This is a genomic window from Clostridium rhizosphaerae (assembly GCF_016765585.1).
GTDB lineage: Bacteria > Bacillota > Clostridia > Clostridiales > Clostridiaceae > Clostridium_AT > Clostridium_AT rhizosphaerae.
Map to the genome: position 1 here is coordinate 570,524 of NZ_JAESWC010000018.1, position 14,513 is coordinate 585,036.

The following is a 14,513-nucleotide window of genomic DNA, read 5'->3' on the forward strand; positions in this document are numbered from 1 at the left end:
ACTAAGTATGCCCAAATTTGTCCAAAAATAATAAAAGTAGACCAAGGTCTACTTTTGTAATTAAGAATTAGTTTTAAAATGCTGGAACTATGCTTCCATTATATTTGTCTTCTATAAACTTTTTAATTTCAGGAGAATTTAATACCTCAGATAATGCTTTTATATAATCCTTGTCTTTGTCTTGTTTTCTAACAGCAAGTACATTTGCATATGGCGAATCCTTTGATTCTATTGCAAGTGCATCCTTTGATGGATTTAGTTTTGCTTCTAAAGCATAGTTTGTGTTTATAACTGCAGCATCAACATCATCAAGAGTTCTTGGAAGCTGAGCTGCTTCTAGTTCTTTTACTTTTATCTTTTTAGTATTGTCAGTAATGTCTAAAGCTGTAACTAAATCACCACTCTTAAGCTTTATGAGTCCTGCTGTTTCTAAAACTCTTAATGCTCTTGCTTCATTGGTTGCATCATTTGGAACAGCAATAGTTGATCCTTCTTTTAAATCCTTTAAGTCTTTAATCTTATGTGAATATACTCCCATTGGCTCTATGTGAATCTTAACTGTGTAATCCAAGTTAAGATTTTTTTCTTTATTCATGTTTTGCAGATAAGGCACATGCTGGAAGAAGTTTGCATCAAGCTCACCATCATTTACTGCTAGATTTGGCTGAACATAGTCAGTAAACTCTCTAATTTCAAGCTTGTAACCTTTCTTCTCAAGTAACGGTACCGCAGCTTCTAATATTTCCTTATGAGGAACTGGAGTCGCACCAACCTTTATTACTTTCTTTTCATTTCCGCCTGAAGCTGCCCCTGTATTTGCTGCTTCTGAATTATTCTTAACTCCGCAACCTGCTAAACCTATTGTTAATACCGCTGCTAATAAAATACTTAATGATTTTTTCATTTATAAAGCCTCCTTTTAATGCAGAAGAATTTATCGCTTCTGCCCCCCTAAAAATTTATTTACTTAATCTTTTATAGGCAATATTGCCTATACTTTGCATTATTTGTACAACTAAAATAAGTATGATAACTGTGTAAATCATAATATCAGTTTTGAATCTTTGGTATCCATATCGTACTGCTATATCACCAAGGCCGCCTGCTCCAACAGTGCCGGCCATTGCTGAATATCCTATAACGCTTATAACAGTTAATGTAATTCCTAAAACTATAGACGGAAGTGCCTCTTTAAGCATAACCTTAAATATTATCTGCATTGTGCTTGCACCAAAAGCTTTTGCAGCTTCAATAATGCCTGAATCAACTTCTTTTAACGCTGACTCTATCACCCTTGCTGCAAAAGGTGCCGCACCAATAGTTAATGGAACAATAGCTGCATTTTTTCCTATTGTAGTCCCTACTATAAGCTTTGTCAGCGGAAAAATTGCTATCATTAGTATAATGAAAGGAAATGATCTTAACAGGTTTATAATAAAGTCCAATATATTATTTACATATCTATTTGGCTTAAGTCCCTTTTCATCGGTAATGACCATAATAATTGCAGGTAAGAAGCCTATTATTACAGCAAACAAAGTTGATATAAGTACCATATATAAAGTATCCCAAAGTCCCGGCAGCAGTATTTGTAATATTAAATCGCTAATCTTCATTTTCTATAACCTCCCAGCTAATTGATTGCTTTTGCAAAAAGTCAAATATCTTTAACTGCTCTTTCTCCTCTGTATTGATAACAAGACTTCCTAAAACATCTTCTCTAAACCTTTCTAATTTGCCCCAAACAATAGAAAAGTCTATATCAAGCTCTCTTGCCATAGAGGTTATAATAGTTTTTTGACTTTGATCCTTAGGGAAGAATATTTTTATGTTAACCCCCTCTTTAGGTAATATTTCTTCTTCTCCCATTAAATCTTTAAGCTCATTTGCTGGATTTAGGAACAGTTCCTCCACCTCTCCTAATGCTTTAATTTCACCTCCTTCCATAAGGGCTGCTCTCATGCAGACTTCTTTTACAACTTCCATTTGATGAGTAACAATTATAATTGTAATGTTTAGCTTTTTGTTTATTTCTTCAATAAGCTTAAGTATTGATTTTGTTGTTTTAGGATCAAGTGCTGATGTAGCCTCATCACACAGCAGCACTTTTGGCTCAAGTGCTAAAGCTCTTGCAATAGCAACTCTCTGCTTTTGTCCCCCGCTAAGTTCTCTTGGATAACTTGAAATCTTTTCCTCAAGTCCAACTAAATTTAATAATTTTTCTACCCTTTCTTTTATAGTGCTTTTATCAACACCCCAAAGTTCCATAGGCAGGGCAATATTGTCATAAACATTTGATCTATTTAAAAGATTGAAGCCTTGAAAAATCATCCCTAAATCTTTTCTAAACACTCGCAGTTCTTTATCACCTAAAGATTTAATTTCTTTACCCATCACTAAGACATTTCCTTCATTATAACCTTCTAGGCCGTTAATACATCTTAAGAGTGTAGACTTACCTGCGCCACTATGGCCTACTATCCCAAATATTTCTCCTTGCTGAATTTTTAAATTTACATTCTTTAAAACTTGCATTTTACCGAAACTTTTAGACACATTTTTAATTTCAATCATTATTATACGTCCCACCATCCAATACAAAATTAATATGTAATATCAACTACTATTGATTACCATTCTAAATTAGATAAAAAAATAAAACCCGAGGAAACCTCGGATTTTAATATCCCAATTTCCCTCATCTCTCAGTATCCATTACGATACCGCAGGAATTGGCACCATTGTATTATTTAATAATAATACCGGTTGCCGGGCTTCATAGGGCCAGTCCCTCCACCTCTCTAGATAAGTTAGTATTCATTTTTATTACTTTAGTATTTTACAGCACTACAATGCCGTTGTATTGATTTTATTATATTAACATCTGGTGTATATGTCAATAGTATTTTTGCAAGTTTTTATTTTTTTACATTCAATTTATTATATTTTCAACCGTAAACGTTTTAAATTGTTAAACTTAAATCAATTTCACTAAGCATACCTTAAAAAATCATTTAATTGCTTTTCTAACTGCTTTGTATAATCTTTATCCATTGGTTCTATATTTTCTAATCTGTATGGTATACCTAATTTTTCATACTTTTGAACGCCCAAAGTATGATATGGAAGTAATTCAACTTTTTCAACATTTTTTATTGTTTTAATTATTTCTTTAAGCTTTTCAATATGTTCTTCAGAATCAGTTATTCCTGGAACAACAACATGCCTGATCCAAACTTTTGTATTGGATCTTTCAAGTGCTTCTAAAAATTGATCCAAACCATGCTTGCTTTTGCCCGTAAGATTTTTGTAGCCTATATCATCAACGTGTTTTATATCAAGTAAAACTAAATCTGTATATTCAAGGATTTCATCATACTCTCCAAAGCCATATCCTGCTGTATCTAATGCTACATGTATTCCTTTTTCCTTACAGAGCTTAAGCATTTCAAGCAAAAATTCAGGTTGAAGAAGAGGATCTCCGCCAGAAAAAGTTACACCGCCGCCGGAACGTTCAAAGTAAGGTTTAAATCTCATTATCTTCCTTAAAAGCTCTTCAGGAGTGTATTCCGTTCCCCCATCCATAGCCCAGGTATCCGGATTATGACAATAAGAACATCTTAACTTACAGCCTTGAAGAAAAACTACAGTTCTAACTCCAGGACCATCGACTAATCCCATACTTTCAATTGAGTGCACTCTGCCTTTTAACATAAAATCCCCTCCTTCAAATTAATTAATAAACACGGAATTGTTGAGATTACACGGAGGACACGGAAATTTATAAATATTTCGCTGCGTCTTCGGTGCTCTCCGCCTATTCCGTGTTTAAATATTTCTACTTATTAGATGATGTTAATATCAACTAATTACATTTTTTCGTGGAATGTTCTGTTTATAACTTCTTGTTGTTGACCTTTAGTTAATCTATTAAAGTTAACAGCGTATCCTGAAACTCTAATTGTTAATGTTGGGTACTTTTCTGGATGTTCCATAGCGTCCATTAATGTTTCTCTGTTTAATACATTAACATTTAAGTGATGAGCATCCTGTCCAAAATATCCATCCATAACTGATGCTAAGTTGTTTATTCTTGTTTCATGATCTTTTCCTAAAGCATCTGGAAGTATGGAGAATGTGTTTGATACTCCATCTTGGCAGCTTGAATATGGAACCTTAGCAACTGAGTTAAGTGATGCAAGAGCACCTTCTAAGTCTCTTCCGTGCATTGGGTTAGCTCCTGGTGCAAATGGTTCTCCAGCTTTTCTTCCGTCTGGTGTTGAACCTGTCTTCTTACCATAAACAACATTTGAAGTTATAGTTAATACTGATAATGTATGCTTAGCATTTCTATAAAGTGGGTGTTTCTTAAGCTCAGTTGAGAATCTTTCAGCTAATTCTACAGCTATGCTGTCAACTCTGTCATCGTCATTTCCGTATTTAGGGAATTCTCCTTCAATTTCAAAGTCAACAGTTACTCCGTTTTCTCTTATTGGCTTAACTTTAGCATACTTTATAGCACTTAAAGAGTCTGCTGCAACTGAGAATCCTGCTATACCAAATGCCATTAATCTTCCTACGCTTGTATCATGTAATGCCATTTGTGATGCTTCATAAGCATATTTATCATGCATATAGTGGATTATATTCATTGAGTCAACATAGATTTTGCTAACATATTCTAATACTTTATTGTAGTTAGCTACTACTTTATCATAATCTAATATTTCATCAGTAATTGGTTCAATTCCAGGAACAACTAGAATACCCTTCTTTTCATCTACTCCTCCGTTAATAGCTAGAAGTAATGATTTAGCTAGGTTGCATCTTGCTCCGAAGAATTGCATTTGCTTTCCAACTTGCATTGCAGATACGCAGCAAGCTATAGCATAGTCATCCCCGTAAGTTGGTCTCATAACATCGTCATTTTCATATTGAATTGAGTCAGTTAATATAGACATTTCTGCACAGAACTTTTTGAAGTTTTCTGGTAAGTTTTGAGACCATAAAACTGTCATATTTGGTTCTGGAGCTGTTCCAAGATTAATTAGTGTGTGTAAATATCTGTAAGATGTCTTTGTAACTAGTGGTCTTCCATCTTCACCAACACCACCGATTGACTCAGTAACCCAAGTTGGGTCTCCAGCAAATAAATCATTGTATTCTGGTGTTCTTAAATGTCTAACAAGTCTTAACTTAATTATAAATTGGTCTATAATTTCTTGTGCTTCTTGTTCATTTATTAATCCTGCTTGTAAATCTCTTTCTAAATAAACGTCAACAAATGTACTTGTTCTTCCAAGTGACATTGCAGCACCATTATTTTCTTTAACAGCAGCAAGATATCCAAAGTATAAATATTGAACTGCTTCTTTAGCGTTAGAAGCTGGTTGTGATATATCAAAACCATAAGAAGCTGACATGTTCTTTATTTTAGCTAGAGCTCTTATTTGTTCATTAAGCTCTTCTCTTAATCTTACTAATTCATCAAGCATATCGCCTTTAAGATTCTTAAGATCTTTTTTCTTTTCTTCTATTAATCTATCTATACCATATAGAGCTATTCTTCTATAGTCGCCTATTATTCTACCTCTACCATAAGCATCTGGAAGTCCAGTAAGAACAGCAGTTGATCTTGCAGCTCTTATTTCTTCAGTATAAGCGTCAAATACACCTTGATTATGAGTTTTTCTATAATTTGAAAACACATCATGCATCTTATCGCTTATTTTGTATCCATAGGATTCAAGTGATTGTTCAGCCATTCTTATTCCGCCCCATGGGTTTGTTATTCTCTTTAATGGAGCATCAGTTTGAAGTCCAACTATAACTTCATTATCTTTATCTATATATCCAGGTGCAAAAACATCTATTCCTGAAACTGTCTCAGTATCAGCACCTAAAATACCTTTTTTAATTTCTTCTAATATTAATTCACTACATTTATCCCATACCTTCTTAGTCTTTTCAGTAGTACCTGCTAAGAAGTTCTTATCGCCTTCATATACTGCATAGTTCTTTTGAATGAAGTCTCTAACATCGATATTATTCATCCAGTTTCCGTCTTTAAAACCATCCCATTGTTTAAACATAACCTTCACTCCTTACTTCGTCTTATTACAGTTCTATTATACAATTATTTTTCATCTGTATCAATAGTATTTTTTGCTGTTTTTATGCCATTTTTTACTTCTACAGTGCAACAGTTCAGTTTTCTGTAGCATTTTTGTTGTATTTCTGTTATATACCTCCGTTTTCTATGCCATTCAATAATAGTTATTTGAAGATTTTTATTATGACACATTTTAAAATTATTTATTCATATTTTTTCCATTAAAGTTATATTATTTTAATTAGGATAAAAATATGTTAATTTTTTAACTCTTTTTCATTGACATGTACACCTTTAAGTGGTATTATTTACTTGAGAATGATTTTCAGTGCGAGGTGGTAATAATGAGCATTTACGATTTAAGACCAGGTCAAAAGGCTTTTGTAAGCAGTATTGTTGGAGATGAAAAGCTCGCCAAAAGGCTTTTAGCTTTAGGTGCTATTGAAGGAACAGAAATTCACGTAAAGGCAGCCGCTCCTCTTGGTGATCCCATTATAATAAATTTTAGAGGATTTGATTTAGCAATAAGAAAAAGAGATGCTAGAAACATCGTAGTAAAAAATGTAGTATAAAGGAGGCACAATATGATTACTGCAGCACTTCTAGGTAATCCTAACGTAGGCAAAACTACTCTTTTTAATCTTTTAACAGGTTCTAATCAACATGTTGGAAATTGGGCTGGTGTAACCGTTGATAAGAAAGAGGGGTTTCTTAATAAGAGCGTTAATATTGTTGATTTACCCGGTATTTACGCTATGGATACCTATTCAAATGAAGAAAAGGTAGCAAAGAATTTTTTGCTAAACGGAAATGTAGATGTAATTATAAATATAGTTGATGCCTCAAATTTGAACAGAAACTTATATTTAACTACTCAACTTAAAGAATATAACAAACCTATAATCTTAGTATTAAATATGATAGATGCCGCCGACGCAAAGGGTATTAAAATTGATTATAAAAAGTTGTCAGAAGCTTTAGATGTCAATGTACTTCCTATAGTTGCATCAAAAGGCACTGGTATTGATGAATTAAAAAAGCTGCTTATTAGCGGTAATTTTTTAAGCCACTTTAATGATAACAATTATCATTTACAGAATAATGAACATAATAGTAAATACTGTTTTTCTTCAGAAAAAGAAGCCTATGAATATATAGAAGGTGTTTTAAAAATCTGTCTAACATACGCAAAAGAAAATAATATTACAACAACAGAAAAACTTGATAAAATATTTATAAATAAGTATTTAGCTTATCCTATATTTTTAGCAATCATAGCTTTCATATTTGAATTTACCTTCAGTTGGGTTGGCCAACCCCTTGCAGACTTACTTGATAAAGGAGTTAGCGATTGGTTTGTACCTTTGGTAGAAGGCTTACTTTCAAACAGCAGCGCCTGGTTTAAATCACTTATTATAGATGGAATTATAGGCGGTGTCGGCTCAGTAATAGTATTTTTACCAGTTATCTTAGTTTTATTTTTGTGTATATCCTTTCTTGAAGACAGCGGATATATGGCTAGAGTGGCATTTATAATGGACAGAATTATTAGAAAAATGGGTCTTTCGGGAAAAGCATTTATACCACTTATTATAGGATTCGGATGCTCAGTACCTGGAGTAATGTCAGCTAGAACACTTGAAAGCGAAAAGGATAGAAAGCTTGCAGCTCTTTTAGTACCACTAATGTCCTGTAACGCTAGACTTCCTGTTTATCTTGTTTTCGCAGCTGCTTTCTTTAGAGGACATGAGTCATTAATCGTAGCTTCATTATATGCTGTTGGTGTAGTAATTGCATTTTTTATTGGAATTCTATTTAAAAACACCATATTTAAGAAAGATGATGAACCATTCATCATAGAACTTCCAGAATATAAAATGCCAGAGATAAAAAGCTTAGCACTTCATACTTGGGAAAAAGGAAAAGGCTTTTTAAAGAAGGCTGGTACAATTATATTTTCCATATCAGTAATAGTGTGGGTCTTATCAAATTTCAACTTTTCAGGTATGACAGATATAAATTCAAGCTTTATGGCTTCACTTGGAAGAATTATAAGCCCAATATTTATACCTCTTGGTTTTGCTTCATGGCAAAATTCAGTAGCACTGCTTGCAGGAATAATGGCTAAAGAAGTTGTTGTTGGAACAATGGGAGTTATTTACGGCAGTGACCTAACCACTATACTTCCTACAGTATTTAGTCCGCTTTCAGCTTACAGCTTCCTCTTATTTGTACTTTTATATACTCCATGTGTATCTTTAATAGCTACTATGAAAAAAGAGTATGGAGGAAAAATGGCAGCATTTTCTGTAAGTTATCAAGTGGTACTTGCTTGGATAGTTTCTTTCCTATTCTATAATATCGGAACTCTTGTAATGAGATTTATATAAAAGGAGGCGAATACTCATGCCTGTTGAAATAATTATAACAGCTGTAATACTAGCTGCTGCAGGTTATATTTTCTTTAAGAATACTAAAAAAAGTGCTTCTGGAGAATGCAACTGCGGCTCCTGCTCAAAGAGCTGTCCTAAATATAATATGGTAAAAGAAAAGAAGTAGGGTCTTCCCTGCTTCTTTTTTTAATAACTATTATACAAAATATTATTTAGTCCTTCACCGCTTGTATTTCCATTTAAAATAGCATTGATTATTTTTGATGCGGACCTTTTTGATATCTTCTCTATATCAAAGGATAAGCTTATATTGTTTTTCTTAATAAGACTTTTTAAAAACTTAAGTTGTTTTTCTGTTATTGAATCCTCTCTTACTAATTCTGTGCTGCTTTCAACCTGATAAACGATATTAAAAATCTTAGGAAGATTTAATACATCCTCATAGTTATGAAGCATTATAATGTCTTTAATATCCTCTTCCTTAGTTTCAAGATACTTGTAATAAAGCTCAACACTCATGCCACCGTCAATTTGGTCTTCTCTTTCTACTCCAATATATTTTTCTACTGTTTTAAGATTACATCTTTCCATGCCGAGCTGCTTATGAAATGGTCTTATTAATCTGTATAAATCTACATGTTCTGCTGGAGGAGTAAAATATATACTGTTTTTTTCCATCCTTCTAACTATAAAAGGCTCATCAAAGGCCATACCATTATAAGAACACCATCTGTTAAACTTGCTTAAATCGCTTCCAAAAGCATATAAGACTTCTTTCTCATCTTCAAGTTCTTCTGCATAATATTGCTTTAAATTCAGATCACTATCTTCATCAAAATATCCTAGAGTTATTAAGATTATATGATCCTTGTCCTTTTCAAAGCCAGTTGTTTCTATGTCAAAATAAGCAATACTTTTCATATCATATTTCTGAATTACATGCTTGCCTATATTAATCTTCTCTTTGTATTGTTTAGTAAACATTTTATCCTCCGATTTATTTATTCTGTTAAGATTATATAACAAAAAAACAGAAAACTCCATAGAAAACTCTATGGAGTTTTTTACTACATCTTTTCTACTACATCAAGCCCGATTAAATACAGGCCATTTTTAATAGACTGGCAAGTAGCTTCTACAAGTTTAAGCCTTGTATTTTTAACTTCCTCATCTTCAGCATTTAATATTCCATGAGCATTGTAGAATTTATTAAAAGCCTTTGCAATCTCTATAACATGTCTTGTTACGATGGAAGGCTCAAGTTTATCTATAGCAAGCAGTACTGCATCTTGTAACCTGGATATTGCCTTAACAAGTTCAAACTCTTCACTGCTTGTTACCTTGCTGTAATTTACAATTCCTTTTATTTCCCCAGCTTTTCTTAGAATACTCTTACCCCTTGCATAGGTGTATTGAACATAAGGACCTGTTTCACCTTCAAAGTTAAGCATTTCCTTCCAATCAAATATAATATCTTTTTCCCTGTTATTCTTAAGATAAGTAAACACTATGGAACCAATACCTATCTTTTTAGCCACCTCTTCTTTATTTTCAAGATTCGGATTTTTTTCATTTATTACTTCTAAAGCCTTTACAACGGCTTCATTTAAAAGTTCTTCAAGATATATAGCGTTACCGCTTCTTGTAGAGAACTTGCCTTCTGCAAACTTAACAAGACCAAAACCCACGTGCTTGCAGTCTTCAGCCCATTCATGTCCCATAAGCTTAATAGTTGTAAATACCTGCTTAAAATGAAGTGACTGCGAAGAACCAACTACATAAATATTCTCATAAAAGTCATAGGTTTTCTTTCTATACATAGCCGCAGCCAAGTCTCTTGTTGCATAAATAGTAGCTCCATCTGATTTTTTAATTATGCATGGAGGCATATTATATTCATCTAGCATTACTACTTGCGCTCCATTGCTTTCAGTTAAAAGTCCCTTTTGTGCTATTTCTTCTACTACAGCATCCATCTTGTCACTGTAGAAGCTTTCTCCGGCATAGGAGTCAAATTCAACTCCAAGCATATCGTAAACTCTTTTAAACTCTTTTAAGCTAAGTTCCTTAAAAGTATTCCAAAGCTTTACTTCTTCCTCGCAGCCATCTTCAAGATTTTTAAAATGTTTTCTTGCTATATCCTCTAGAGAAGGATCTTTTTCTGCCTCTTCATAAAATTTAACATAGAGTCTTTCAAGTTCACGAATAGCATTTTTATTTAAAGCTTCTATATCTACCCATCTATGATAAGCAGCAATAAGCCTTCCATATTGAGTTCCCCAGTCTCCAAGATGATTAACTCCAATAGCATTATAGCCTTCAAAGCCCATCATTCTGTATAGCGCGTTTCCTATAACTGTTGTAGTCAAATGACCTACATGGAAATTCTTAGCTATATTTGGTGAAGAATATTCTACTATAACATTTTTGCCTTCACCAATACTTGAAGCACCATATTTTTCTCCTTCGCTTAAAACCCTCTCCACATGATCCTTTATAAAGTTTCCCTTATCCATAAAGAAATTTAAATAAGGTCCTTGACTTTCTATCTTTTCAAAGCCTTCTTTATTTATCTTTCCCTTAAGCTCATCTGCAATCATCACTGGAGCTTTTCTTAAAACCTTTGAAAGCTGAAAACAAGGAAAAGCAAAGTCTCCCATTTCAGGTCTTGGCGGAATTTCTATCAATCTTTCTATTAGATTAAGTTCAAGGTCAACATGTTCTTTTATTCTTTCAGCAACTAGCTTTTTGTAATCCATAAAATCATCTCCTATATAATATTAACTGTTAGTGCCTTGTCAAAGCCTTATATCTAGCAGAACTATATAAATATGTAAATATATAAGAAGTTATCTAGTTAAGAAGGTATCTTCTTATCGCGATAAATATTTATATATATTCTTAGCTTTTATGAACTTTTGTAAGCACAAAATTTGTTTATGTATATAAAAAGCCCGTCTCTAAAAATATAGAGACGGGCATAATAACCGTGGTACCACTCTAGTTGATGTAAATATTAAAAAAACTCACATCCACTCGAAACTTTAACGCAGTCAGCGGCTTACCTTACACATCTAGAAAAACAACTTCAACTAGAATTTATAAGCCGTCAAAAAGCGGTAAAGATTCGCTATTTTGTCATCTTATAAATTAAATTTACGTAGGTTTTCTACACTTCAGGTAGCTTCTCAGAGGCTCTCTTCCTTTTTTATATTCTTCCGGTCTTTCACCAAACGCCGGCTCTCTTTGAGAATTCTAAAAAAGTACTCTTCTCGTCAAAGAATTTATAAATTTAATTGCAATATATTATACTGCTGCAAGCCTGTAATTGTCAATATGGTTATTAAATTTTGCTTTAAACTTAAAATTTGTTCTTAAAGTCCAAAAGATTTTTGAATTCCTCCAAATCTGTAACAGGCTCACTGCAGGAATAGTTTTGACAAATATATGCGGCAGACTTAGCATCAACCATTTTATATTGTGTATCATTTTCTTTTAATGCAAAGGTAGTAAATGGAAGATATCTATTGTCAATTTCATTTTTCATTGCTTTTATGCTCTCATCCTCTTTACTGCCTGCTGCAGCTACAGACTTACCTCCTATGTCAGCATATAAAAATGCAGTCATAAATAAAGAATGAGCGCTTGGCATTCTTTGAACATCACGTCCAAACACTTCAAACTGTTTTTCTGCCATTTCCTCAAGTTTTCTGCTTTCAGTAAGCCTTGAAAGCCGTATTAAATTAAGAACTGCTGCTGAATTTCCTGAAGGTATTGCTCCATCATATACTTCCTTAGGTCTTATAATAAGCTCTTCAGCATCTTTACTGTAAAGATAAAAGCCACCTTCTTTTTCATCCCAAAACTGCTTTATCATTTCCTTATTAAAGCTTACTGCCTTATCTAAATAAGCTTTATCTAATGTATTCTCATACAGTTCAATAAGTCCCCAAATGAGAAAAGCATAATCCTCCAAGTAAGCTAAATGAGCACTTTCTTTATCCCTATATCTTGCAAGCAGTCTGCCCTCTGAATTAACAAGCTTTTCAAATATAAATCTAACAGCCCTCATCGCAGCCTTAGTATATTCTTCTTTTGCAAATACTCTTCCAGCGTAAGCAAAAGCTGCAATCATAAGCCCATTCCATGAAGTAAGTATTTTGTCATCCTTATGAGGATGAACCCTTTTCTCCCTATAGTTGAATAACTTTTCACTTGACTTATTCAATCTCTCTTTTAAGTCTTCATCCTTTTCCAATTCATAAATTTCTTGTGCAATTAGATTTGGAATACTCTTGCCCTCGAAGTTTCCTCTTTCGGTGATATTATAATAATCACAATAAATTTTGCCTTCTTCTTCTCCAAGCACGCTTAAAACTTCTTTTACATCCCATACATAGAATTTTCCTTCAACTCCTTCTGAATCCGCATCCTCTGCACAATAAAAGCCGCCTTCCTCGGAGGTCATAACTGTTAAAATATATTTAAATATCTTTTCTGCTGTTTCTTTATAAAGTTCTTTCTTGGTAATCTGATAAGCTTCTGTATATGCAAGAGCCAAAAGAGCATTATCATATAACATTTTTTCAAAGTGAGGTACAAGCCATTTTCTATCTACAGAATACCTTGAAAAACCAAAGCCTACGTGATCAAATATGCCTCCCTTATACATGTCCTCCAAGGTCCTTTCTACTATTTCCAAAGCTTTCTTATCCTCATAAAGATAATAATATCTCATCAAGAACAATAGGTTATGCGGTATAGGAAACTTTGGTGCTTCTCCAATTCCTCCATATACAGGATCAAAACTATCCTTAAGTTCCTTATAAGCTTCCTCTACAGAAGCCCTGCTTAACCTGTTTTTACTTTTTCCTTTATCTGATTTTCCTATAGCCTTAACTATCTCTTCACTTGAGCTGATAAGTTCACTTTTTTTAGTTCTCCAAGCCTCTTCTACTGAATATAAAATGTCCATTAAACCTGGCCTTCCATACTTGCTTTTCTTAGGAAAATATGTACCAGCATAAAAGGGTTTTTTATCAGGGGTCATAATTATGGTCATAGGCCATCCGCCACTGCCTGTCAAAGCTTGGCATATTGTCATATAAATGCTGTCTATATCAGGTCTTTCTTCTTTATCAACTTTTATTGCTATAAAATATTTATTTAGTGTTTCTGCTACTTCTTCATCCTCGAAGGATTCCCGTTCCATAACGTGGCACCAATGACAAGTCGTCTTGCTGCACAGTTACGAATACCCAATAGAAAGGAATATTGGTTTGTCTTCTGATTTTGCTTTTGTAAAGGCTTCATCAGACCAAGGATACCAATCTACTGGGTTATATGCATGCTGTAATAGGTATGGTGACTTCTCATGAACCAATCTATTAGCCTTTTTATGCATATTTTCGTTCTGCATAATATCACTCTCCTCTCATATATTTTTCTTAGTATTCCCTTTATGTAAAAACATATGATGTTAACCAACCTTATTGAACATATAAACATCCACAAGCTATAAAGCCAAACTAATTTAAAAGAAGGTCTATAAAAAATAAGGCATCCTTTAAGCTTTATAATAAATCTGGGGCTCCTCTTTTTTATATCTTACCTATCATTTCTCTTCATTCCACTTTACCCAAGATAAAACTAACTATCAGAATTAGAAAAACAAATGAGGTAATTTTAACATACAAAAAATCTTTTTCCTTTATAAATACTAAAATTGACACGCCAACTCTAAACACTGGTGTCAATATTAATATTATTAAACCTAAAAGTATAATAGCATACGGTTTTAAAAGAAGTACTCCATTAAATATTTCTGTTGGTGTGGTTGGAAAGTAATTTCCGCTATATCCACTGTTTCCCGAAACCAGAAACATTAAAAGACCAGCAAAAACAATGATGGCACTCAAAACAACGCCTATTCTAAGAAAGTTACTTATAACTATTTCCATCTCTTCTATTTTACTATTATTTTCTTCAGTCATTATATCCCTCCTAAA

General features: G+C 33.2%; 11 protein-coding genes, 1 pseudogene, 1 riboswitch and 1 other annotated feature. Of the genes and pseudogenes, 3 read left to right on the forward strand and 9 right to left on the reverse strand.

All coding sequences use genetic code 11. From position 1 onward, the window contains the following. Window positions 1-73: 73 nt before the first annotated feature. The 5 genes from JK636_RS21520 to pflB form a co-directional block, all read right to left on the reverse strand. On the reverse strand, window positions 74-904 hold the full coding sequence (locus tag JK636_RS21520) for a MetQ/NlpA family ABC transporter substrate-binding protein (RefSeq protein WP_202751037.1): 831 nt from the start codon (window positions 902-904) through the stop codon (window positions 74-76). 55 nt (window positions 905-959) lie between these two features. Next, window positions 960-1,616 (reverse strand): methionine ABC transporter permease, encoded by a 657-nt coding sequence (locus JK636_RS21525; RefSeq protein ID WP_202751038.1) that lies wholly within the window; start codon window positions 1,614-1,616, stop codon window positions 960-962. Continuing rightward, on the reverse strand, window positions 1,606-2,574 hold the full coding sequence (locus JK636_RS21530; RefSeq protein ID WP_202751039.1) for a methionine ABC transporter ATP-binding protein: 969 nt from the start codon (window positions 2,572-2,574) through the stop codon (window positions 1,606-1,608). Before JK636_RS21530 ends, JK636_RS21525 begins: the two co-directional genes overlap by 11 nt. A gap of 121 nt (window positions 2,575-2,695) precedes the next feature. Then, window positions 2,696-2,812, reverse strand: a riboswitch (SAM riboswitch). A gap of 179 nt (window positions 2,813-2,991) precedes the next feature. After that, a complete protein-coding gene (gene pflA / locus JK636_RS21535) occupies window positions 2,992-3,714 on the reverse strand; it encodes a pyruvate formate-lyase-activating protein (protein ID WP_202751040.1) in 723 nt (240 codons plus the stop codon). A gap of 155 nt (window positions 3,715-3,869) precedes the next feature. After that, the gene (gene pflB / locus JK636_RS21540; RefSeq protein WP_202751041.1) at window positions 3,870-6,092 is read right to left on the reverse strand and encodes a formate C-acetyltransferase; all 2,223 of its coding nucleotides are present in this window, start codon (window positions 6,090-6,092) and stop codon (window positions 3,870-3,872) included. 364 nt (window positions 6,093-6,456) lie between these two features. Here pflB and JK636_RS21545 point away from each other — a divergent pair, with 364 nt between their 5' ends. From JK636_RS21545 to JK636_RS21555, 3 genes are read left to right on the forward strand one after another with little or no spacing between them, the layout of a single operon-like run. Next, on the forward strand, window positions 6,457-6,684 hold the full coding sequence (locus JK636_RS21545; protein WP_202751042.1) for a FeoA family protein: 228 nt from the start codon (window positions 6,457-6,459) through the stop codon (window positions 6,682-6,684). 12 nt (window positions 6,685-6,696) lie between these two features. Continuing rightward, window positions 6,697-8,502, forward strand: coding sequence for a ferrous iron transport protein B (gene feoB, locus JK636_RS21550; protein WP_202751043.1), 1,806 nt, complete (start codon window positions 6,697-6,699; stop codon window positions 8,500-8,502). A gap of 16 nt (window positions 8,503-8,518) precedes the next feature. Then, window positions 8,519-8,671 (forward strand): FeoB-associated Cys-rich membrane protein, encoded by a 153-nt coding sequence (locus tag JK636_RS21555; protein WP_202751044.1) that lies wholly within the window; start codon window positions 8,519-8,521, stop codon window positions 8,669-8,671. Window positions 8,672-8,691: 20 nt separating this feature from the next. Here the strand turns inward: JK636_RS21555 and JK636_RS21560 are convergent, their stop codons facing one another. The 4 genes and pseudogenes from JK636_RS21560 to JK636_RS21575 form a co-directional block, all read right to left on the reverse strand. After that, entirely contained in the window at window positions 8,692-9,489 is a 798-nt protein-coding gene (locus JK636_RS21560; protein ID WP_202751045.1) for a ribonuclease H-like domain-containing protein, read from the reverse strand. An 83-nt stretch (window positions 9,490-9,572) separates the two neighbouring features. Next, the gene (gene argS, locus JK636_RS21565) at window positions 9,573-11,264 is read right to left on the reverse strand and encodes an arginine--tRNA ligase (protein ID WP_202751046.1); all 1,692 of its coding nucleotides are present in this window, start codon (window positions 11,262-11,264) and stop codon (window positions 9,573-9,575) included. A gap of 208 nt (window positions 11,265-11,472) precedes the next feature. Continuing rightward, window positions 11,473-11,793, reverse strand: a binding site (T-box leader). A gap of 73 nt (window positions 11,794-11,866) precedes the next feature. Next, a pseudogene (locus JK636_RS21570) lies at window positions 11,867-13,924 on the reverse strand (thioredoxin domain-containing protein). A 205-nt stretch (window positions 13,925-14,129) separates the two neighbouring features. Beyond that, a complete protein-coding gene (locus JK636_RS21575) occupies window positions 14,130-14,498 on the reverse strand; it encodes a DUF1634 domain-containing protein (protein ID WP_202751047.1) in 369 nt (122 codons plus the stop codon). Window positions 14,499-14,513 lie beyond the last annotated feature (15 nt).

Coding starts and splice junctions, on each gene's coding strand:
- JK636_RS21530 (WP_202751039.1), bottom strand. CDS start 2,574: ATGATTGAAATTAAAAATGTGTCTAAAAGTTTCGGTAAAATGCAAGTT.
- feoB (WP_202751043.1), top strand. CDS start 6,697: ATGATTACTGCAGCACTTCTAGGTAATCCTAACGTAGGCAAAACTACT.
- pflB (WP_202751041.1), bottom strand. CDS start 6,092: ATGTTTAAACAATGGGATGGTTTTAAAGACGGAAACTGGATGAATAAT.
- JK636_RS21525 (WP_202751038.1), bottom strand. CDS start 1,616: ATGAAGATTAGCGATTTAATATTACAAATACTGCTGCCGGGACTTTGG.
- JK636_RS21560 (WP_202751045.1), bottom strand. CDS start 9,489: ATGTTTACTAAACAATACAAAGAGAAGATTAATATAGGCAAGCATGTA.
- JK636_RS21555 (WP_202751044.1), top strand. CDS start 8,519: ATGCCTGTTGAAATAATTATAACAGCTGTAATACTAGCTGCTGCAGGT.
- JK636_RS21520 (WP_202751037.1), bottom strand. CDS start 904: ATGAAAAAATCATTAAGTATTTTATTAGCAGCGGTATTAACAATAGGT.
- JK636_RS21575 (WP_202751047.1), bottom strand. CDS start 14,498: ATGACTGAAGAAAATAATAGTAAAATAGAAGAGATGGAAATAGTTATA.
- argS (WP_202751046.1), bottom strand. CDS start 11,264: ATGGATTACAAAAAGCTAGTTGCTGAAAGAATAAAAGAACATGTTGAC.
- JK636_RS21545 (WP_202751042.1), top strand. CDS start 6,457: ATGAGCATTTACGATTTAAGACCAGGTCAAAAGGCTTTTGTAAGCAGT.
- pflA (WP_202751040.1), bottom strand. CDS start 3,714: ATGTTAAAAGGCAGAGTGCACTCAATTGAAAGTATGGGATTAGTCGAT.